The sequence below is a fragment of the Microbispora sp. NPDC046973 genome, assembly GCF_040644495.1.
Classification (GTDB): Bacteria; Actinomycetota; Actinomycetes; order Streptosporangiales; family Streptosporangiaceae; genus Microbispora.
The window spans coordinates 25,547-43,453 of record NZ_JBEYWQ010000010.1 but is presented as its reverse complement, the minus strand read 5'-3'; the positions used below and the strand labels follow the sequence as shown (position 1 = coordinate 43,453).

Here is a 17,907-nt window from a genome sequence, read left to right as displayed (position 1 = left end):
GGCTCGGCGCGCGTGACCCCCGATCCCGCCACCGTCGCGCGCTGGCTGCGCACGCGGCCCGCCCGCGCGGCCGGCACCCGCGTCCTGGCCGTCGAGGGGCGCTCGGGTGCGGGCAAGTCGACGCTGGCCGCCGCCGTCGCCAGGGCGCTCACCGCGCCGGTCGTCCGCATGGACGACCTGTACGACGGCTGGGACGGCCTGCAGGCCGGGGTGGACGCCCTGCTGGAGTGGGTGCTGCGCCCTCTGGGCCGCGGGGACCGGGCACGCTGGCGGCGCTACGACTGGACGCGGGGCCGGTACGCGGAATGGCACGAGGTCCCCGAGGCGGACGCCGTCGTGGTCGAGGGCGTCGGCTGCGGCGCCCGCGAGGCGGGGCCGTACCTCAGCGGGCTGGTGTGGCTGGAGGCCGGTGAGGAGGTCCGCAGGACGCGGGCCCTCGCCCGCGACGGCGAGCTGTACGCGCCCCACTGGCGGCGCTGGGCCGGGCAGGAGGAGCGGTACTACGCCCGCCACGACGTGCGCTCCCGGGCCGACCTCGTCATCGTCACCGGCTGAGCCGCGTCACGCCGGCCGGACCCCGCAGGCCGGACTTTGCCGGCCGGACCCCGCGGGGCGGACCTCGCAGGGCGGCCGGGGCGCGTCAGGAGCGGATCCGCACGCCGACCTCGTCGAGGCGCGTCAGCAGGTCGGCGGGGTCGGCGTACACGCGGAAGGCGCCGGTGCGCTCCAGCTCGTCCCTGCCGTAGCCGCCGGACAGCAGCCCGACGCCCAGCGCGCCGGCGCGCCGCGCGGCCAGCAGGTCCCACACGCTGTCGCCGACGACCATGGTGAACCTCGGCTCGACGTCCAGCAGTGCGGCGCCCGCGAGGAACAGGTCCGGGTCGGGTTTGGCCCGGCGGACCTGGTCGCGGTCGACGAGCGGCACGTCGGGCGGCAGCCCGAGCATGTCCAGCGCGTGCCGGGCGGTGTCGGCCCGGCTGCTGGTCGCGATCGCCCAGCGGATGTCGTTGTCCGACAGCCGCTTCAGCAGCTCGGTCGCGCCCGGCAGCGGGCGCACCGAGTCGATCTGCTCCAGATACGCCTCGGCGTGCGCCTGCTGCAGGTCCTCGATCTGCTCGTCGCTCAGGGAGACGCCGGTCTCCCGCAGCAACGCGTTGACGAGCAGCCCGCCGCTCATGCCGATCCTGCGGTGGATGCGCCACACCGACAGGTCGATGCCGACCCCGCGAAGAGCGGTGCGCCAGGCGATGACGTGCTGGTAGACGCTATCGATCAAGGTGCCGTCGAGATCGAAGAGGAAGGCCGGGCCGGGCGGCTCCGGGTAGTCGAATCGTGCGTTCATCCTGGGCGTTCTCACCGGCCGGCGCCCGCCGAAACACGTCCGGCCGGGCTCATCCGGCCGGCCCCCGCCGAAGCCGTCCGGCCGCCGCTCAGCCCAGGCCGGCGCGGTACTCCTCGTCGGTCACCGGCCCGTGCCAATGGGTCTTGCCGCTCGCCGTGACGGCGATGTGCACCAGCGTGTCGTCGTCGACGGCGCCGTGCCAGTGCTTCTCGCCCGGCTGCACGTGGACCCAGTCGCCCGGCCCGATGGGCGTGCCCTTGGTCTCGCCCCAGCGCGTCACCACCCCGCGCCCCGACAGCACGTACAGCGCCTGCTCCCCGTCGTGGGTGTGCCAGCCGGAGCGGGCCTGCGGGTCGTAGGAGAACCGCTGGGCGCGCAGGCCGTCCGGCTCCAGCGCCGGCAGCGCCTCCGCCTCCCACACGCCGTCGGTGAACCTGTCCGGTCCCGGCCGGGTGGCCTTCATCTCTCCTTCGCGTACGAACCTCATCGCGCACTCCCTTCGCCGCGGGCCGGTCGCGTCATGCCGGCGCCGCCCGCACCCATCTACGATCGCCGCCGAGGAAGCCCTCCATCGTGAGCCCGGCCTCGCGCAGCAACTCCTCGAACCGGTCGTCCGTGCGGCGCCTGCTGACGAACGTGTGCGTCCATCGCCGGTCCCCCAGGACGTACTCCATCGTCGCGGAGAGCAGATCCGGCTCGGGCCGGCTCACGTCCGTCATCCGGACCACCCGTCCGTCGCCGCGCGTCTCCGAGGGCCCCACCGTGTCGTACCACTCGGGCGGCTGGCGCTGGAGGATCACGCGCCCGCCCGGGGCGACGTGGCGGCGGCAGGTCCGCAGGAACGCCCGGCACAGATCGTCGTCGGCGGTGTCGATCACGTACGACATCAGCAGGACCACGTCGAACGTCCGGGGCAGGGACAGGTCCTGGATGCGGGACAGGACCGTCTCCGCGCCCTGGATGTGCGCGAGCATCTCGGGCGACTCGTCCACGGCGACCACCTCGTGGCCGAGCGCGAGGAGGGCGTGGGTGATCCGGCCCGCCCCCGCGCCGAGTTCGAGGATCGCCGCGCCCTCCGGGATCGCGGCGTGGACGATCTCGGGTTCGCCTCCGGGCGCGAGCGTCGCGTAGTAGTCGACCGCGCACCCGTCCGGAGTGATCGGGCCGGGACCGGTGCCTCGATAGAGCTCTTCGGGTAGCACGATCACCATCCTGCATCACGGGCCGGACAGTGGCCCCGTCGTGGCGATTTGTCCGATTTATACCGGGTATTTCTTTCCTGACGAGTCCTGCCGGACGGAGGTGACAGGCATGAGCGTTCCGATGCGACGGGAGTCCAGAGGTCTGGTTCCCGACCTGTTCGACCTGCTGGAGGCGCCGATGGCCGCGCTCCGGCCGATGGCCGGGCAGCAGATGCGGCTCGAGGACTACGTGAAGGACGGCCGGTATGTGCTGCGCGCCGAACTACCCGGAATCGACCCGGACAAGGACGTGGAGATCAGTGTCTCGAACGGCGTGCTGACCATCCACGCCGAGCGCCGCCACGAGGAGCGGCAGGCGCACCGCACCGAGTTCCGGTACGGAGCCTTCACCCGGTCGATCGTGCTGCCGCCGAACGTGGACGAGAACGACGTGAAGGCCACCTATGACAAGGGGATCCTCGAGGTGAGCGTGCGGCTCGCCGAGGAGCGGGAGGAGCGCAGGCGAATCCCGATCGAGAAGCCGGGAGCCGGGCAGCAGCAGAGCTGATAGCGGAGCTGAAGCGGTCCACGCCGGGCCCGTCCGTGCCGCGCGGACGGGCCTGGGCGCGCTCGGCCCAGGTCACCGCTCGCTCGGCCCAGGTCACTCGCTCGGCGCAGGCTGCCTCGGCTCGGGCCCGGTCGCTCGGCTCAGGCCGCCGACGGGGACCGTACGACGGCGACCGGGCACTCGGCGTGGTTCAGCACTCCCCGACTGACCGAGCCGAGCATCGCCGAGCCCACCGCGCCTCTGCCGTGGGAGCCGACCACGAGCAGGCCGGCACCGCGCGACGCCTGGACGAGCGCGTCGACCGGATGCCCGTAGGCGAGTTCCTCGCGCACCGGCACCTCGGGATACCGCTTCCGCGGGTCCGCCAGCTTCTCCCGCGTGACGCGCCGGTGGGCCTCGCGCACCTCCTCCACGTCGTAGGTGATCTCGGGCGCGAGCGGATGGGCGGGCAGGTGCCAGGCGTGCACGGTCCGCAGCGCGTCGCCGTGTGCCCTGGCCTGCTCGAAGGCGTACGCCAGGGCGGGCTCGCATTCGGGCGAGTCGTCCACGCCCACCGCGATCTCCCCCCTCCCGCCGCTCCACCCGGGCCGTACGACGACGACCGGGCAGGGGGCGTGCCCGGCGACGTTGGTGCTGACCGACCCGAGGACGATGCCGGCGAAGCCGCCCAGTCCCCTGCTGCCGAGCACGATCTCGACGGCTTCCTTGGCCTTGTCCCGCAGGACGCGGGAGGGAACGCCCTCGATGATCTCCGTACTGATCTTCACGTCCGGCTGCCGCTCGCGGGCCACGGCCTCCGCGGCGGACAGCGCCCGCTCGGCGTGCGCGGTGAGCGGGTCGCCGCCCGAGGTGGGGAGCTTCGGGATGCCGTACGCCCAGTGGTCCACGACCGAGACGAAGCGCAGCGGGCAGCCGCGGCGGGCGGCGTCGTCCGCGGCCCACCGCACGGCGGCCGTCGCGGCGGGCGAACCGTCGGTGCCGACGATGATCGGGCCGGACATGGACGCTCCTTCCTCCCTCTCTTGGCCGTGCGACCTGGAGCCTCCTCCATGTGACCACCGGCGGCCGCGGCCCTCCAGGGTCGTAGGTCCTCAGCCCGGGGCCGGTGCCGGGGCCGTGCGACCGGGAGGGATGCTGGAGTCCTGGAGGTGGTCCGACATGGAATCGAAGCGCTGGACCGTCGAGATCTTCGTGAACGAGGACGACAACGACGACGTCACCACCGCGACCGCCGTGCTCTACACGCCCGCGGGACGACGCCATGAGAGCGTCGGCCGAGCTCGCCGCAACCCGGCCGACCGGCCCGTGCCCGAGATCGGCGACGAACTGGCGGCCGGACGGGCCCTCGCCGACCTGGGGGCGAAGCTCATCGGGGACGGCGCGGAGGACGTGGCCCAGCTCGCCGGCCCCGCCTACGAGTCGTACTGAGACCTCGGCCCGCTCTCCGGCGGCCTGTGCGTGCATGCCGAAGGCCGCGGCGCCGGGGACGGGCCCGGTGGCGGAGCCGGTGCCCGGGGGCTCCGGCCGAGCCCCCGGGAGTCCGCGCCCCACGCCCTCGTGCGGCGGGCGTCCTCAGCCCACGGGCGTTTTCGGTTCACGGGCTTGTCAGTCCGCCGGGTCGGCCGGGTCCTCGCCGAGGAGCCCCGCGGCCCGCATCTCCTCCCGCAGCCAGGCCATGGCCGCCTGCTCTCCTCCGGCCGGGCCGGTCCCGCCCGCCGGCGTGCCGTTGGCCGTACGGGGACCCGCCGGGACGTCGCCGGCCGCGCCGCCGGGTGTGCGGCCTCCGCCGGGCCCGGTGGCGTACGGCCGGGCGGTGCCCGCGCCCCCTCGCTTGCCCCGTGTCCCGCCGGGCGCCCCGCCCTGGCCGGTCGCCGTGGCGCGCCCGCGCGGGCCGCCTCTGACGAGACCGCCGGGCACCGGCCCGTTGGCCGTCGTGCCCGCGCCGTACGCCGCCTGCGTGGCCATGCCCGGCTGTGATCCCATGCCGGACTGCGATCCCGGGCCCGCCTGGCCGCCCTGGCCCGTCTGCCCGGACTCGCCGCCCGGCTCCCAGGCTCCCGGCACGAGCAGTCCCGCGCCGGTCATCTCTTCGGTGAGCTGCCCGAGCAGCGTGTCGGCCTCGACCGGCTCGGGCGTGAGCTGCGCGAGCGCGGGCGCGAGAGCGCGCAGCGCGTTCGGCATCCCCGCCCCGGTGCGGTGGAGGTCGCCGAAGTTCAGCGGGACGCAACTCGACCTGATGATGTGGAAGAGGTGATCGACCCGCCGGGCGTCCCGCCCGCTGAAGGGGCCCCGGAAGTCGCCGTGGTGGGCGAGCACCAGGGCCGCGAGGCCGGCGACGTGCGGCGCTGCCATGGAGGTGCCGTCCAGGGCGGCGTACCCGTCCGGGGGCACGGCCGACAGGACGGCCACGCCCGGGGCGCACACGTCGATCTCGGGGCCGTGGCAGGTGAAGCGCGGCGAGAAGTAGCCGTCGCCGGTCATCGGCCCGCGGATCTCGGCCTCGTGGGCGGTGCCGGGCGGGAACGCGTCGGCCTTGCCGACGGCCGCGACCGTCAGGACGCCGGGCAGGACGCCGGGGAAGCCGACCGGTCCCCCGTCGTTGCCGGCGGCCACCACGCACGCCACCCCCGCCTCGCGCGCCTGCTCGATCTTCGCGGCGACGAGCGGGGAGTGGTGCCTGCTCGCCAGGCTCAGGTTGACGACGTCGATCCGCTGCTCGATGCAGTAGTCGAGCGCCTCGATGAGGTCGCTGAACCGCCCGCCCGGGAAGATCTTGCAGGCGTGCACCTCGGCCTCGACCGCGAAGCCGACGACGCCCCGGCCGTCGTCGGCGCCCGAGACGACGGCCGCGCAGTGGGAGCCGTGGTAGGCGGCGTCGACGGACCAGCCGTCCGGCTCGCCGCCGACGAGGTCGACGCCGGCGCGGACGCGGTCACGCAGGTCGGGGTGCCGTACGTCGGCCCCGGAGTCGATGATGGCGATCCTGACCCCCGCGCCGCGCAGCGTGGGCGGCAGGCGGTCGAGGTTCATCGCCTGCTGGCCCCAGCCGAAGACCTGCTTGCCGGGGAAACCGCTGAAGGTCTCCGACAGGCGTATCGGCTCGATCAGGTTGTCCCGGGTCGTGGACAGGGCGGGGCGGTCGATGTGGACGCTCCAGTAGCCGGAGCGCGGCCGGACCGTCACCCCGGTGATCGACTCCGGAGTCTCCCCCACCATCGTGACCACGGCGCGGCCGTCGGCCCCCGTGGACGTCTGGGCGGGCCAGCCGTGCCCGGTCACCAGGACGCTCGCGCCGGGCAGCGGCGTGCCGTCCGCGTCCCTGACCAGGAAGGCGAACGTGCTCACCACACCCGGCGGCACCACCGCCGGAGCGGGCCGCCGCCTGCGCGGCGGCTGCGGCACGTCGCTGTAGGTGAGCAGCCGGTCGCGCTCGAAGTAGAGCTGCGGATACTGCCGCCGCAGCGCCTCGGCGTGCTCGGCGGTCATCTCCGCCACGACCACAGCGGGAAACCCGGGCGCCTGAGCCCCCGGGTTCCCCGCCGTCCCCCGCAGGCGGCGCAGCACGCGCACCTCGGGGTCGTCCTCCAGCAGCCTGCGCACCGTGTCGCCGTCGAGAGCCGGCACGGCTGCTCCCGGCGCCGCCGGATGCGGCTGGGGCAGCGCGGCCACCATGTAGCGCCGCGGCCGGGGCTCCACCGGCTGCGGCGCCTGGCGGGACGCCTGCCGCCCCCGCGGGGACGCCGGGCGCGGCTCCTCGCTTCCGTCCTTGGGCTTGTCGTTACTGGTCACAAACGTCTCCGACTCTCCCCAGCTCAGGCTGGTGTGGCCGGCCGCGCCGCGTACGGCGCGGCGGGCGGTTCAGGCTCTGTCATCACATTTCGCCGGTCTCGGGACGGCGGGGGCCCGGACCGGCCGCCGACCGGTCCGGGCCACCGAGGTGATCACGTCACAGCAGTGGAACCGTGGGCCGCCCGGGGGCGACGGCGCCGAGCGCGAACTGGATCTGCGCCAGGCACGCGTCGTACCGCCCGGCCCGGTACAGCTGTACCGCCTGCACCAGCAGCGGGATGATCCCCGCGACCTGGGGCGCCTGCGGGAGTGACGCCTGCAGCCAGCCGTACAGCCGCTGGAGCGTCACGGCGCAGTGCGCCTGCAGCGGCGCGACCGGCGCCGGATGCCCCGTCGCGACTCCCACGGCCGGGGGCGTCACCGGACCCATCCCGGGACCCATCGACTCCACGGTGTTCCTCCGATCAGAGTGCGGCACCGGCCGGCACCGGGACCTGCTGAGCGGCCTGCTGGTGCAGCTGGCCGTAGCCCTGGCCGTAGCCCTGGCCGTACGGCTGGCCGTAGGCCTGGCCGTAGACCTGCGACAGCGGCTGCATGGTCAGCGGGACCTGCTGCCCGTACGCGCCGTGGATGGACGGGGCGCCGAACTGAAGGGCCTGCTGGCCGGGGTGCTGCGCGTAGGCCTGGGCGGCGTACGGCTGGCCGTAGACCTGCGGGATCTGCTGGGCCTGGGCCTGGATGGCCTGCAGGGCCTGCAGAACCTGCGGCGGAAGCATCTGCTGCTGAACCTGCTGCTGGATCTGCTCCCGGACCTGGTGCTGGTAGAGCACGCCCTCCAGCATCTGGCGGGCCGCGGGAGCGCCGTAACGCACGCTGTAGCGCGCGACCTTGGTCCAGAAGGTCACCGGGCTCACCAGGTGCTCCTGCGGGAGGATGTGCTCCTCCTGCTGGATCATCGCCAGCGGCGACAGCTGCTGCTGCATCGCCGGGATCTGCTGACCGAGCTGCTGCAGGGGCGAGATCTGGTGCTGAGCGCCGTACCCCAGCGTGGTCGCCATGGACGTGGGGTTCATAGCTGTGAACGTCATATTCACTCCTTCGGAGCCAGTAGGTCCGGCCCATCGCCGATGTGATTACATCGCGTGACAGATCAGTCGCACAACGTTATAGGCGTAATGAGTGGATAAGGCCGACTTGGCACTCGGGCGCGGTGACGCGACGGACCGCGCCGGTCATACTCCGGCGTGGAGGTGCCGGCATATGTCCGGCCGCACTCCCCGTCCCGGCCCCGTCCTGGGCTCTGGAGTGCCGGGCCGTAGTGGTGCACCCGAAGTGGCATGATCACCTACGTGACAGCCGACGACTTTGGGGAATGACGTGATAGGGCTGAAATGGGCCGCGGTGGCCCTGGCTGCGCTGCTGCCCGCACTGGCGTCCCCGCCGGCGCACGCGGCGCGGGCCACGACCTCGTACCGCGTCTGGCACTGGAACATCGCGGGCAACGCCATGCACCACGGTTCCACCACAGACGGGCTCGTGGCCGCGGCCGTCCAGTCGATCCAGGACAACCGCGCCGTCTTCGCCTCGCTGAACGAGGTGTGCGCGCAGCAGTTCACCGCCATGATCACCCAGCTGCGCGCGGTGGACTGGCCGGTGGACCCGGCCGACTTCGCCCGGTTCGAGACCACCATCCCCGGCCGGTCGGGCGGCCCGTGCGGCGGCAAGGACTACGGCATCGCGCTGTTCAGCAAGCAGCCGCTCGGGCCGGCCGACCGGTTCACCCTGCCCTACGACGGGAACGAGCCGCGCCATCTCCTGTGCGCACCGCTGAAGAGCCCGCCGCGGCTGCGGTTCTGCACCGTCCACGCCACCTTCGTCGACGCCTACCGGGCGACGCAGCTCAAGGCGATCTTCGGCCACGTCGACGGCTACCGCGCCGACGGCGACCAGGTGATCCTCGCGGGTGACTTCAACGTGGGCCCGGACTGGGCGCGGATGGACCCGTACTACTCCGCCCAGGTGAACACCCCCGACAATCGCAACAACACCGGCCACTACCGAGAGGTGGACGACGCCGACCCCGTCTACTGCACCGGGTACGGCGAGACGACGGAGGAGGGGGCCAACGGCGGCGGCCCGTGCGGCACCGGAGGGAAGATCGACATGATCTTCAGCCACGAGGACGACTACGTGGCCTCCGCCTCGACCGGCGACGCGCGGTCCTCCCCGCACAGTTGCGGCGGCACGTCCTGCTCCGACCACCGGATTCTGGTCGGGCTCCTCACCCTCGGCTCCTGAGCGCCGCGTTCCCGCCCGCACTGTCGGCGTCGTACGTCGTCGCCGTGCACCGACCGAGTCCTACGACACGCCGCTCCGGCGTCTTCGCGGCGAGCACGTGCCGGCGCCGCCCGGCGAGCCGCACAGCGGGCAGCCCACCGCCGCCTTCGCTACCGACACGTCTCTTTGCCTTGACAATTTTGTTTGTCGGAGCCATCCTTGAGGCATGAAGGACGTGGCGGTGATCGAGGACCCGGCGGCGGCGGAGGCCTCCCTGGATCCGATGCGGGCGCGGTTGCTCGCCGAGCTGACGGAGCCCAACTCGGCGACCATGCTGGCGGCCAAGGTGGGGCTGCCGAGGCAGAAGGTGAACTACCACCTCAAGACCCTGGAGCGGCACGGCCTCGTGGAGCTGGTCGAGGAGCGCCGCAAGGGCAATGTCAACGAGCGCGTCATGCGGGCGACGGCGGCTTCGTTCGTGATCTCTCCCGCCGCGCTGGCGTCGGTAGCGCCCGATCCGTCGCGCTCGCCCGACCGGCTGTCGGCGCGGTGGCTGCTGGCGCTCGCCGCCCAGCTCGTACGCGACGTGGGCACGCTGATCGTCGGAGCGTCCCAGGCACGCAAGAAGCTCGCGACGTTCGCCATCGACGGCCGGGTGCGCTTCGCCTCGGCCGCCGACCGGGCCGCGTTCGCCGAGGAGTTGTCGGCCGCCGTGGCCGCGCTCGTGAGCAAGTACCACGACGATTCGGCCGAAGGCGGGCGCGATCACCGCCTGGTCGTCGCCGTCCATCCCGCCGTCCCCCGGACGGCCGACACCGAGGAGCGCTGAGGCGTGCCCCACGAGTTCGAACTGCGCAAGGAAATCGAGCTGGACGCGACCCCCGAGCAGGTCTGGGAGGCGATCGCCACCGGCCCGGGGGTGGACTCCTGGTTCATGGGACGCACCGAGATCGAGCCCGTCGAGGGCGGCCGCGGCCGGTTCACCATGTTCGGCAACACCGAAGGCACCACCGTCACCGCGTACGAGCCGGGCAAGCGGTTCGCGTACCGCGGCGACGAGAACCCCGACGGCACGTTCATGGCGTTCGAGTACCTCATCGAGGGACGCGACCACGGCAGCACGGTCCTGCGCCTGGTCCAGCACGGCTTCCTCGGCGACGACTGGGAAACCGAGTTCGAGGCGATGGGCGTCGGCTGGGACATGTACCTGCACAAGCTCGCGCAGTACCTCACCCACTTCCGCGGACGCCCGGCCACGGTCGTGTCCGCCGTACGCCCCCAGGCGGCCGAGACCGAGCCGGCCTGGGCGGCGATCAAGGACGCGCTGGGGCTGCCGACCACGGTCCGGCTGGGCGACCCCGTACGCCTCGCGGTGGACGGGCTGGCGCCGGAGGACGGGGTGGTCGACTACGCCGGCTTCCCGACCTTCCTCGGCGTGCGGACCGCCGACGGGCTCTACCGGTTCATCCACTCCGGTCCGAAGCGGGGGAACGTCGTGGTCCTCGGGCACCACGTCTTCGCCGAGGACGCCGACCAGGAGCAGGTCGAGGCCGCCTGGCGGTCCTGGCTCTCCCGGCTCTTCCCCTGAGCCTCCTCGCAAGAACGCACGTCCGAACTCCTGACCACGAAGGGCATGACGATGACGAACACCCCCGACCTCGAATACACCATCACCCGCGTCCTGGACGCTCCCCGCGAGACCGTCTTCGCGGCGTGGACCGAGCCGGAGCGCTTCAGCCAGTGGTTCGGCCCGCACGGCTTCACCACCCCGGTCTCGCTGATCACCATGGACCTGCGTCCCGGCGGCGAGTGGAGCGCGTGCCTCGTCTCGCCGGACGGCGCGAAGGCCCCCCTCGGCGGGGTCTACCGGGAGATCGCAGGGCCGGAGCGGCTGGTGTTCACCACCGGCGACCCGGACAACCAGGAGGGCGCCGTGGCCTCGGTCGCGACCGTCACGCTCACCGACCTCGGGGACCGCACGGAGATGACTTTCACGCAGGAGGGCTACAACACCGACGCGGCGCACGCCGAGGCCGCGAAGGCGGGCTGGCTCCAGTTCTTCGACCGGCTCGCCGAGCACCTCGCCTGATATCTCCCCCGGCCGTACGCCGCGCTCCCTCAGGGGGCGCGGCGTACGGCTCCGGCATGCCCGCGGCCGTCACACCGCCCCGCGTGAAGCAGCGGCCGCACCCGGAAGCCTTCGTCAGGCCCAGATGGCGCAGGGGACGCCGTCGGAGAAGACCTCGGGAGGATCGGGCAGGGGCCGGGCCTCCCCGGACGCCACCCGCAGGGCCGTCCAGGCGGCGGCGCCCGCGTCGAGCACGTCGTCGACCCCCGCCGCCGCCCCGGCCGGGCCGAGGTCGCCCGCGAGCACGACGCCCGCCGCCGCCAGCAGTCCTCGCCGCCGTTCGGCGCCCGCCCACGTCGTCTTCGGATGCGGCAGGGGCGCCCCGGCGAGCCGGGCGAAGCTCAGCTCGGGGTGGACCTCCACGACGCGCCTGCCCGCCTCCCGCACCCAGCCCTCGACCTCCAGCAGCTTCTCCTTCAGCCCGAACGCCTGACGGGAGACGCCCTCGCCGGTCAGGCGGCGGTTGACGGCCACGGCCGAGGCGTAGTCGTCCGCCTCGAGCGCGGCGCGCGCCGGGGTCATGAACACCGACCGCCACCGGGGGCCGAGCTCCGCGCGCGTCAGGACGTCGGCGAGACGGCGGCCCCGGCCCGGAGGGCCGCCGGGGGCACCGTCGGGCAGTCCGATCGGCATGTCCACCGCCACGACGGCGACCTCGCCGTCCGCGTCCGCCAGGGCGACCAGGTCCGCGACGCGAGGCGCGAAGTAGGCGCGGGCCGCGCCTCCGTCCCCGGGGCCGGCGGGCGGGACCACCCCGATCCAGCCCGCCCTGCACGCGTCGACGCCGAGCACACGAGCATCGTTCATGAGGCCATGCTCAGCCCTGGCGGGGAACGACGTGGCCGAAGCGGAACAGGTTCGCCGGGTCGTAGACCTCGCGCAGCTTCGCCAGCCGCCGCAGCGTCTCCTCCGGCCAGGCCCGGGAGATCTGCCCGGGAGCCAGGGCGCCGCCCTGGAAGTTGATCAGCGCGCCGCCCGTCGACCAGGGCGCGAGGGCCTCGATCACGGCCCGTACGGCCGCGGGGACGGCCGTGTCCATCAGCTCGGGCACCGGCGCGCCGACGGCCAGCAGCGTGAAGGCGCCGTCGCGCCCGCCCACGGCGTTGGGCTCCTTGGGCTGACGGGCGAGCGCCCCGCCGAGCTGACGGAGCTCGACCACGGCCAGCGGAACCCGCGCGGCCGGACCGGCGACCGCGAGCAGCGCCTCCACGGTCTCGGCCGTCAGCTCGCGCAGCAGCGCGCCCCGCTCCGCGACCGGCATGGGCTGGGTCGGGTCCTGGTGGATGGAGTCGATCGCCGCGTACGGCAGGGGCCCGACGGCGTCGAGCACCGGCTCGGCGACGGCCCGCATGGGGGCCAGCAGCGCCTCGGCCTCCTGCCCCTCGCCCACGTGGGCGACCCGCAGGTGGACGACGAACCTGCCGCTGAGCTGCGGCGGCAGCTCGGGCAGCGGGGGCAGGCGCAGCAGCGCGACCGAGGTGGTGGTGGTCTCCGGCAGCGTGCCCGCCCAGGTCCGGTAGGCGTGCAGGACCCGCCCGGCGTCCTCGGCGGCGTAGAACAGGCCGCCGCCGTACAGGCCGGTGAGCGGCAGCAGGTCCACGGTGATCGAGGTGACGACGCCGAACCCGGCCTTGCCGCCGCGCAGCGCCCAGAACAGGTCGGGCTCGCGGACCGCGTCGGCGGCGCGGACCACGCCGTCCCCGGTGACGACGGTGAGCTCCCGCACGTGGTCGGCCGCGAACCCGAAGGTCCGCGCGATCGGCCCGATGCCGCCGCCGAGCGTGAAGCCGACCACGCCGACACCGGTGGCCGAGCCGCACAGCGGGGCCAGGCCGTACGGCGCCGCGGCGGCGACGACCTCGCCCCACGTGCAGCCGGCCGCGATCGTGGCGGTGCGGGCGGAGGGGTCCACCACGACCTCCCGCATCGCACGGGTGCTGATCAGGACCGCGCCGTCGGCCGCCTGCACGGCGCCGTGGCCGGTCGACTGCACGGCCACGGGCAGCCCGTGCGCGGCGGCGAGCCGTACGGCCGCGGCCACATCGCCGGCGTCCCGCGCCGCGACGATCACGGCGGGCCGGTGGCGCACGGCGAGGTTGAACCCGGCGGACTCCTCCTCGAACCCGTCCTGTCCCTCGACCAGGACCCGGCCGGCGACCTGTCCCCGCAGCGCGTCTTCGATGGTGCTGTGCATGTCCGTCCTCCGGATGTCGTCGTCTGTGCGGGGACAGTTGTCGCAGCCGGGTCTTGGTGTTCTCTTGCGCCCGCCGGGCCGGAGTCCGGCGGAGCGTTGGGAAGGGTCCTAGAGACGTCCTAGGAGTGTCCAAGACAGCCCGCGCACGCTGGGGCGATGTCGTCGCCGTCGAACAAGCGCCGGCCGCGGTACGCCGCGTCGCCGGGAACACTGCTGCTGCGCGAGGTCCCGGCGCACCCGGGCGCGCCGGGAGCCCGGATCATCGGGCCGTCGCTGGAAAAGGTCCTGCGCGAGGCGCCGGCCTCCCGGTGCCGCCTCTACGTGCTGACCGACCTCGCCCATCCGGCCGCCGCCGCTCCGCTCGCCGCCGCGCTGCTGGAGACCGGGGCGCCCCGGCACGTTCCGCGGCCGGCCCTCCTGCACGCGCTCGCCGTGGCCGTGCCGTATCGCGGCCGGGGGCTGGGCCGCCGCCTGCTCGACGACCTGCTGATGGAGCTGCGCGCGGACGGGGTCCGGGCCGTGCGGTTCCTCCCCGGGCCGGGGGACGACGGCCTGCGCGCCCTGCTGGAGAGCGCCGGGTTCAGCACAGGTTCCAGCGCTGGTTTCAGCGCCGGTTCCAGGGACGCGACGGACCGCGGTTTCCCTCACGAGAACGAGCGGACATCTGGGTATGATGAGCCAGATATCCGGCCCTGGGCCACCTGGCTCTCTCGGGAGTTGTGATGCGCACGAGCATCGGCGGCGCGCGAATACCGGCGCCGCGCCCGGGCCTGGACGGCCGGCAGGGCTCCGTCCTGGACTTCCGCCTCCTCGGCACACTGGAGGTCGCCGACGGCACGGGGACGATCCTCGATCTCGGGCCCCGCAAGCAGCGGGCCGTGCTGACGCTGCTGTTGCTGAACGCGCCTCATGTCGTGCCGCTCGACCAGCTCATCGACCGGCTGTGGCGGGACGAGCCGCCCTCCAGCGCCACGGGAACGCTCCAGGCGTACATCTCGCATCTGCGCAGGACGCTCGAACCGCGGCGCAGCCCGCGCTCCCCGGCCCGGGTGCTGCGTACGCGGGAGCCCGGCTACCTGCTCGACATCGAGCCTGACCAGGTCGACGCCGAGCGGTTCTGCGGGGCGGCCGAGGCCGCGCACGCCGCGCTGGCCGCGGGCCGTGCCGAGGAGGCCGAGCGGATCCTGGGCCCGGCGCTGGCGCTGTGGCGGGGCGAGCCGCTGGCCGACCTGGCGGACGAGCCGTTCGCCCGGTCCACCGTCGCCCGGCTGAGCGAGACCCGCCTGCACGCGCTGACCGTACGCGCCGAGGCGTGGCTCGCGCTCGGACGGGCGGCCGAGGTGACGGTCGAGGTGGAGCGCCTGCTGGACCAGGACCCCTACCGCGAGGGCCTGTGGGCGCTGCTCATGCGGGCCCTCTACCGGGAGCGCAGGCAGGCCGAGGCGCTGGCCGCCTACCAGCGTTGCCGCACGCTGCTCGGCGACGAACTCGGCCTCGACCCGAGTCCCGAACTGCGGCGGCTGGAGCAGGCCATCCTCGTCCAGGACGAGACCCTGGCGGGGGCGTGGGCTCCCGTGGTCGCCGTACCGGCGGAGGCGGCGGCAAGCGGGCGCAAAGGCGGCGGGGCGGGCACGGGCGCAGGCGAGCGGGGTGGCGCAGCCGGCGAGAACACCGGGGACGAGAACACCAGGGCCGGGAACGCCGGGGACGAGAACGCCGGGGACGCGGCCGTCCCGGGACTCGTGGGGCGGGAGCCCCACCTGCGCCGGATCGCCGAGCGGCTCGACGACCTGCGCCGGGGCGTGGGCGGGGTGTTCCTGGTGAGCGGGGAGTCCGGCATCGGCAAGACCCGCCTCGCGGAGGCCGCCGCGAGCATGGCGGCCGAGCGTGGCGCCGCGGTCGCCTGGAGCAGGTGCGTCGAGGGCAGCGGCGCCCCGGCGTTCTGGCCCTGGATCCAGGCGCTCGACGCCCTGGGCACGGACCGGGCTCCGAAAACGGCCCATGCTCCGGCGACGGCCCCTGCCGCGGCGGCGGACAGCGCTCCGGCGACCGGCGAGGCCGCCGAGACCGGGAACGCTGCGGAGGCCGGGGAGGCGGGCGGCGAGCTCGCCGGCCTCGCCCACCGCCTCTCGGACGGCGACCGCACGGACACTGCCGACCCCGACACCGCCCGCTTCCTGCTGCACGACAGCGTGGCGCGGGCGCTCGCACAACGGGCCTGCGCCGCCCCGGTGCTGGTCGTGGTGGAGGACCTGCACTGGGCGGACGCCGCCTCGCTGAAGCTGCTCACCTTCCTCGGCGCTGACCTGCATCGCGTCCCGCTGCTGGTGCTGGCCACCGTACGGACTGAGCCGGCGGTGGACAGGCAGGCGCTGACCGAGGCGCTCGGCGAGCTGACCCGCCAGCGCGGCACCGAACGGATGACCGTCGCTCCGCTCACTCGGGAGCAGATCGCCGACTACCTGCGCGAGGCGGGCTGGACCGGCCCCGGGCCGGAGCTCGCCTCCGCACTGCACGACAGGACCGGCGGCAACCCGTTCTTCCTGGGCGAGCTGCTGCGCCTGCTGACCAGCACTCATCCCGAGGGCCGGGTGGGCGTGGCGGACGTGCTCGCCCTGGCGGTGCCCGACGGCGTGCGCGACGTGATCAACCAGCGGGTGTCGCGGCTGCCGGAGGACTCCCAGACCCTGCTGCGGGCCGCCGCCGTGATCGGCAGGGACGTGGACGCCGACGTGCTGGAGACCGCGACCGGGGTCGGCGGCGCCCGGGTGATGATGCTGCTCGAACCGGCCGTCGCCACCGGACTGCTGGTCGAGGTGGACGGCGGCTGGGACTACCGCTTCTCCCACGCGCTCGTGCAGGAGGCGCTGTACTCCGGGCTCAGCCGCAGGCAGCGGGCCCAGCTCCACGGGCGGGTGGGCGAGGCCGTCGAGACCCTGCGGTGGGGTGAGGCCGCCTCGCGCCTGCCCGCGCTGGCCCACCACTTCGGGCTGGCCGCCCGGGTCGGTTACGCGGACAAGGCCGTCTCCTACGCCGTGGAGGCGGCCGGGCAGGCGGCGGCCCGGCTCGCCTACGACGAGGCCGTCCTCTACTGGGAGCAGGCCCTCGACGCCTGCGGCCCCGGGCCCGCGGCCACCCGCTGCGCCCTGCTGATCGGCCTCGGCAAGGCCCGGCGGGTGACCGGCGACGTGGAGGGGGCGCGGAGCGCGCTGGACGAGGCCGTGACGCTCGCGACCGGCATCGGCGACGACGCCGCCGTCATCGAGGCGGCCACCGTCTTCGGCGGCGTCACGCTGTGGAACTGGCGCTCGTACGGCGTGGTGGACCAGCGCATGGTGACCGTGCTGGAGGACCAGCTCTCCCGGCTCGGCCCTGACGCCGTGCGCACCCGCGCGGAGCTGCTCGGCACGCTCGGCGTCGAGCTGTACTACGGCGACCGGCGCGAGGAGGGCCGCAGCCACGCCCTGGAGGCCGTGGAACTGGCCCGGCGCACCGGCGACGCCCTGCTGCTGGCCCGCACGCTGAACAACTTCGTCATCGCCGCCTGGACACCCGAGCACGAGGAGGAGCGCTACCGGGCGGCCGAGGAGATGCTGAGCCTCCCCGGCCTGCCCAGGGCCACCGAGATCATCGCCCGTCTGCACCGCATGCCCAAGTTCATGAAGGCGGGGCTGCTCGCCGACTACGACGCGGAGCTGGCCCGCTGCCTGCGGCTCACCGCCGAAGTGCGGATGCCGGAGATCGAGACCCAGGTCGCGTACGCCGCGGCTGGGCGGGCGATGCTGGCGGGCGACTGGGCGGAGATGGACCGGCAGGCGGTCATCGGCACCGGCAGTTACCGGCGCACCAGTCTGTGGGGGCCGGACGTCCTCAAGCTCATCTACGCGTTCTTCGCCGACTGGTGCCGGGAACGACCCAGCCCGCTGCTTGCGGAGCTGGTCGAGGCCGCATCCGAGGAGTCGAACCTGATCGCGCGGCCCACGGCCGTCCTCGCCGCGCTGGCGGCGGGCGACCACGAGCTGGCCCATCGCCTGATCGACCGCTGGGGCGCCGTGCGGCCACGCGACTGGACGTGGCAGTTCGTCGCCTGGCAGTGGGCCCTGGTCGCCGCCGAACTCGGCCGGCCCGACCCGCACGAGCTGCTCGGCGAGCTGCGGCCGATCGCCGGCGAGCTCATCACCATGGGCACGGGCTGCCTGTCGTGGGGCACGCTCCACGACGTGGTCGCCCGGCTCCTGCACCGGGTCGGCGACGTTCCGGCCGCCCTGGCGCACGCGGAGGCAGGGCGGGACGCCCACCGGCGGCTCGGCCTGCCCCATCTCGGGAGCCGCAGCGAGGCCCTCCTGCGCGACATCCGTGCGGCCGCCGGGGACGCCGGCCGCACCGGCGGCGCTCCGGCCTGACGCGCGGTGCGCCGGCAGGCGGGTC

The 17,907-nt window shown here is 74.3% G+C and carries 18 protein-coding genes; 9 read left to right on the top strand and 9 right to left on the bottom strand.

Features of this window, described 5'->3' with window-relative positions; translation table 11 throughout:
- Positions 1-12: 12 nt before the first annotated feature.
- The gene (locus ABZ860_RS20010; RefSeq protein ID WP_357222141.1) at positions 13-555 is read left to right on the top strand and encodes a hypothetical protein; all 543 of its coding nucleotides are present in this window, start codon (positions 13-15) and stop codon (positions 553-555) included.
- 85 nt (positions 556-640) lie between these two features.
- Here ABZ860_RS20010 and ABZ860_RS20005 read toward each other — a convergent pair whose 3' ends face one another.
- From ABZ860_RS20005 to ABZ860_RS19995, 3 genes are all read right to left on the bottom strand, one after another.
- Complete coding sequence (locus tag ABZ860_RS20005) at positions 641-1,342, bottom strand: HAD family hydrolase (RefSeq protein WP_357222139.1); 702 nt, start codon at positions 1,340-1,342, stop codon at positions 641-643.
- A gap of 88 nt (positions 1,343-1,430) precedes the next feature.
- Positions 1,431-1,829, bottom strand: coding sequence for a cupin domain-containing protein (locus ABZ860_RS20000; RefSeq protein ID WP_357222137.1), 399 nt, complete (start codon positions 1,827-1,829; stop codon positions 1,431-1,433).
- A gap of 31 nt (positions 1,830-1,860) precedes the next feature.
- Complete coding sequence (locus ABZ860_RS19995) at positions 1,861-2,544, bottom strand: class I SAM-dependent methyltransferase (RefSeq protein ID WP_357222135.1); 684 nt, start codon at positions 2,542-2,544, stop codon at positions 1,861-1,863.
- Positions 2,545-2,653: 109 nt separating this feature from the next.
- On the opposite strand from ABZ860_RS19995, the gene ABZ860_RS19990 reads away from it, so the two are divergent.
- Positions 2,654-3,091, top strand: coding sequence for an Hsp20/alpha crystallin family protein (locus ABZ860_RS19990; protein WP_357222133.1), 438 nt, complete (start codon positions 2,654-2,656; stop codon positions 3,089-3,091).
- A 140-nt stretch (positions 3,092-3,231) separates the two neighbouring features.
- Here the strand turns inward: ABZ860_RS19990 and ABZ860_RS19985 are convergent, their stop codons facing one another.
- Positions 3,232-4,092, bottom strand: a complete 861-nt coding sequence (locus ABZ860_RS19985; RefSeq protein ID WP_357222131.1) for a universal stress protein — start codon at positions 4,090-4,092, stop codon at positions 3,232-3,234.
- A gap of 157 nt (positions 4,093-4,249) precedes the next feature.
- Here ABZ860_RS19985 and ABZ860_RS19980 point away from each other — a divergent pair, with 157 nt between their 5' ends.
- On the top strand, positions 4,250-4,519 hold the full coding sequence (locus ABZ860_RS19980) for a DUF1876 domain-containing protein (protein ID WP_142645627.1): 270 nt from the start codon (positions 4,250-4,252) through the stop codon (positions 4,517-4,519).
- 177 nt (positions 4,520-4,696) lie between these two features.
- On the opposite strand, the gene ABZ860_RS19975 is transcribed toward ABZ860_RS19980, so the two are convergent.
- From ABZ860_RS19975 to ABZ860_RS19965, 3 genes are all read right to left on the bottom strand, one after another.
- Positions 4,697-6,880, bottom strand: coding sequence for a S8 family serine peptidase (locus tag ABZ860_RS19975; RefSeq protein ID WP_357222129.1), 2,184 nt, complete (start codon positions 6,878-6,880; stop codon positions 4,697-4,699).
- A 157-nt stretch (positions 6,881-7,037) separates the two neighbouring features.
- Positions 7,038-7,322 (bottom strand): hypothetical protein, encoded by a 285-nt coding sequence (locus tag ABZ860_RS19970; protein ID WP_357222128.1) that lies wholly within the window; start codon positions 7,320-7,322, stop codon positions 7,038-7,040.
- Between the two features lie 22 nt (positions 7,323-7,344).
- Positions 7,345-7,968 carry a hypothetical protein gene (locus tag ABZ860_RS19965; protein WP_357222126.1) on the bottom strand — a complete coding sequence of 208 codons (624 nt, stop codon included), beginning with the start codon at positions 7,966-7,968 and terminating at the stop codon, positions 7,345-7,347.
- A 313-nt stretch (positions 7,969-8,281) separates the two neighbouring features.
- Between ABZ860_RS19965 and ABZ860_RS19960 the strand changes: the two genes are divergently transcribed.
- From ABZ860_RS19960 to ABZ860_RS19945, 4 genes are all read left to right on the top strand, one after another.
- Positions 8,282-9,178, top strand: coding sequence for an endonuclease/exonuclease/phosphatase family protein (locus tag ABZ860_RS19960; RefSeq protein ID WP_357222124.1), 897 nt, complete (start codon positions 8,282-8,284; stop codon positions 9,176-9,178).
- A 205-nt stretch (positions 9,179-9,383) separates the two neighbouring features.
- Positions 9,384-9,986, top strand: a complete 603-nt coding sequence (locus ABZ860_RS19955; protein ID WP_357222122.1) for a helix-turn-helix domain-containing protein — start codon at positions 9,384-9,386, stop codon at positions 9,984-9,986.
- 3 nt (positions 9,987-9,989) lie between these two features.
- A complete protein-coding gene (locus ABZ860_RS19950; RefSeq protein ID WP_357222120.1) occupies positions 9,990-10,745 on the top strand; it encodes an SRPBCC domain-containing protein in 756 nt (251 codons plus the stop codon).
- Between the two features lie 45 nt (positions 10,746-10,790).
- Complete coding sequence (locus tag ABZ860_RS19945) at positions 10,791-11,246, top strand: SRPBCC domain-containing protein (protein ID WP_357222118.1); 456 nt, start codon at positions 10,791-10,793, stop codon at positions 11,244-11,246.
- Positions 11,247-11,360: 114 nt separating this feature from the next.
- On the opposite strand, the gene ABZ860_RS19940 is transcribed toward ABZ860_RS19945, so the two are convergent.
- Both ABZ860_RS19940 and ABZ860_RS19935 read right to left on the bottom strand, forming a co-directional pair.
- Positions 11,361-12,092 carry a DUF429 domain-containing protein gene (locus ABZ860_RS19940; RefSeq protein ID WP_357222116.1) on the bottom strand — a complete coding sequence of 244 codons (732 nt, stop codon included), beginning with the start codon at positions 12,090-12,092 and terminating at the stop codon, positions 11,361-11,363.
- Positions 12,093-12,102: 10 nt separating this feature from the next.
- Positions 12,103-13,479 carry an FAD-binding oxidoreductase gene (locus ABZ860_RS19935; RefSeq protein WP_357222114.1) on the bottom strand — a complete coding sequence of 459 codons (1,377 nt, stop codon included), beginning with the start codon at positions 13,477-13,479 and terminating at the stop codon, positions 12,103-12,105.
- A 156-nt stretch (positions 13,480-13,635) separates the two neighbouring features.
- Here ABZ860_RS19935 and ABZ860_RS19930 point away from each other — a divergent pair, with 156 nt between their 5' ends.
- A complete protein-coding gene (locus tag ABZ860_RS19930; protein ID WP_357222112.1) occupies positions 13,636-14,202 on the top strand; it encodes a GNAT family N-acetyltransferase in 567 nt (188 codons plus the stop codon).
- Positions 14,202-17,882 carry a BTAD domain-containing putative transcriptional regulator gene (locus ABZ860_RS19925; protein ID WP_357222110.1) on the top strand — a complete coding sequence of 1,227 codons (3,681 nt, stop codon included), beginning with the start codon at positions 14,202-14,204 and terminating at the stop codon, positions 17,880-17,882. Before ABZ860_RS19930 ends, ABZ860_RS19925 begins: the two co-directional genes overlap by 1 nt.
- The last annotated feature ends 25 nt before the right edge of the window (positions 17,883-17,907 follow it).

Bases quoted from the DNA above. Each gene is read 5' to 3' on its own strand.
- ABZ860_RS20005 (WP_357222139.1), bottom strand. From the start codon at position 1,342: ATGAACGCACGATTCGACTACCCGGAGCCGCCCGGCCCGGCCTTCCTC.
- ABZ860_RS19985 (WP_357222131.1), bottom strand. From the start codon at position 4,092: ATGTCCGGCCCGATCATCGTCGGCACCGACGGTTCGCCCGCCGCGACG.
- ABZ860_RS20000 (WP_357222137.1), bottom strand. From the start codon at position 1,829: ATGAGGTTCGTACGCGAAGGAGAGATGAAGGCCACCCGGCCGGGACCG.
- ABZ860_RS19935 (WP_357222114.1), bottom strand. From the start codon at position 13,479: ATGCACAGCACCATCGAAGACGCGCTGCGGGGACAGGTCGCCGGCCGG.
- ABZ860_RS19965 (WP_357222126.1), bottom strand. From the start codon at position 7,968: ATGACGTTCACAGCTATGAACCCCACGTCCATGGCGACCACGCTGGGG.
- ABZ860_RS19930 (WP_357222112.1), top strand. From the start codon at position 13,636: ATGTCGTCGCCGTCGAACAAGCGCCGGCCGCGGTACGCCGCGTCGCCG.
- ABZ860_RS19955 (WP_357222122.1), top strand. From the start codon at position 9,384: ATGAAGGACGTGGCGGTGATCGAGGACCCGGCGGCGGCGGAGGCCTCC.
- ABZ860_RS19940 (WP_357222116.1), bottom strand. From the start codon at position 12,092: ATGAACGATGCTCGTGTGCTCGGCGTCGACGCGTGCAGGGCGGGCTGG.
- ABZ860_RS19945 (WP_357222118.1), top strand. From the start codon at position 10,791: ATGACGATGACGAACACCCCCGACCTCGAATACACCATCACCCGCGTC.
- ABZ860_RS19925 (WP_357222110.1), top strand. From the start codon at position 14,202: ATGCGCACGAGCATCGGCGGCGCGCGAATACCGGCGCCGCGCCCGGGC.
- ABZ860_RS19980 (WP_142645627.1), top strand. From the start codon at position 4,250: ATGGAATCGAAGCGCTGGACCGTCGAGATCTTCGTGAACGAGGACGAC.
- ABZ860_RS19990 (WP_357222133.1), top strand. From the start codon at position 2,654: ATGAGCGTTCCGATGCGACGGGAGTCCAGAGGTCTGGTTCCCGACCTG.
- ABZ860_RS19970 (WP_357222128.1), bottom strand. From the start codon at position 7,322: ATGGGTCCCGGGATGGGTCCGGTGACGCCCCCGGCCGTGGGAGTCGCG.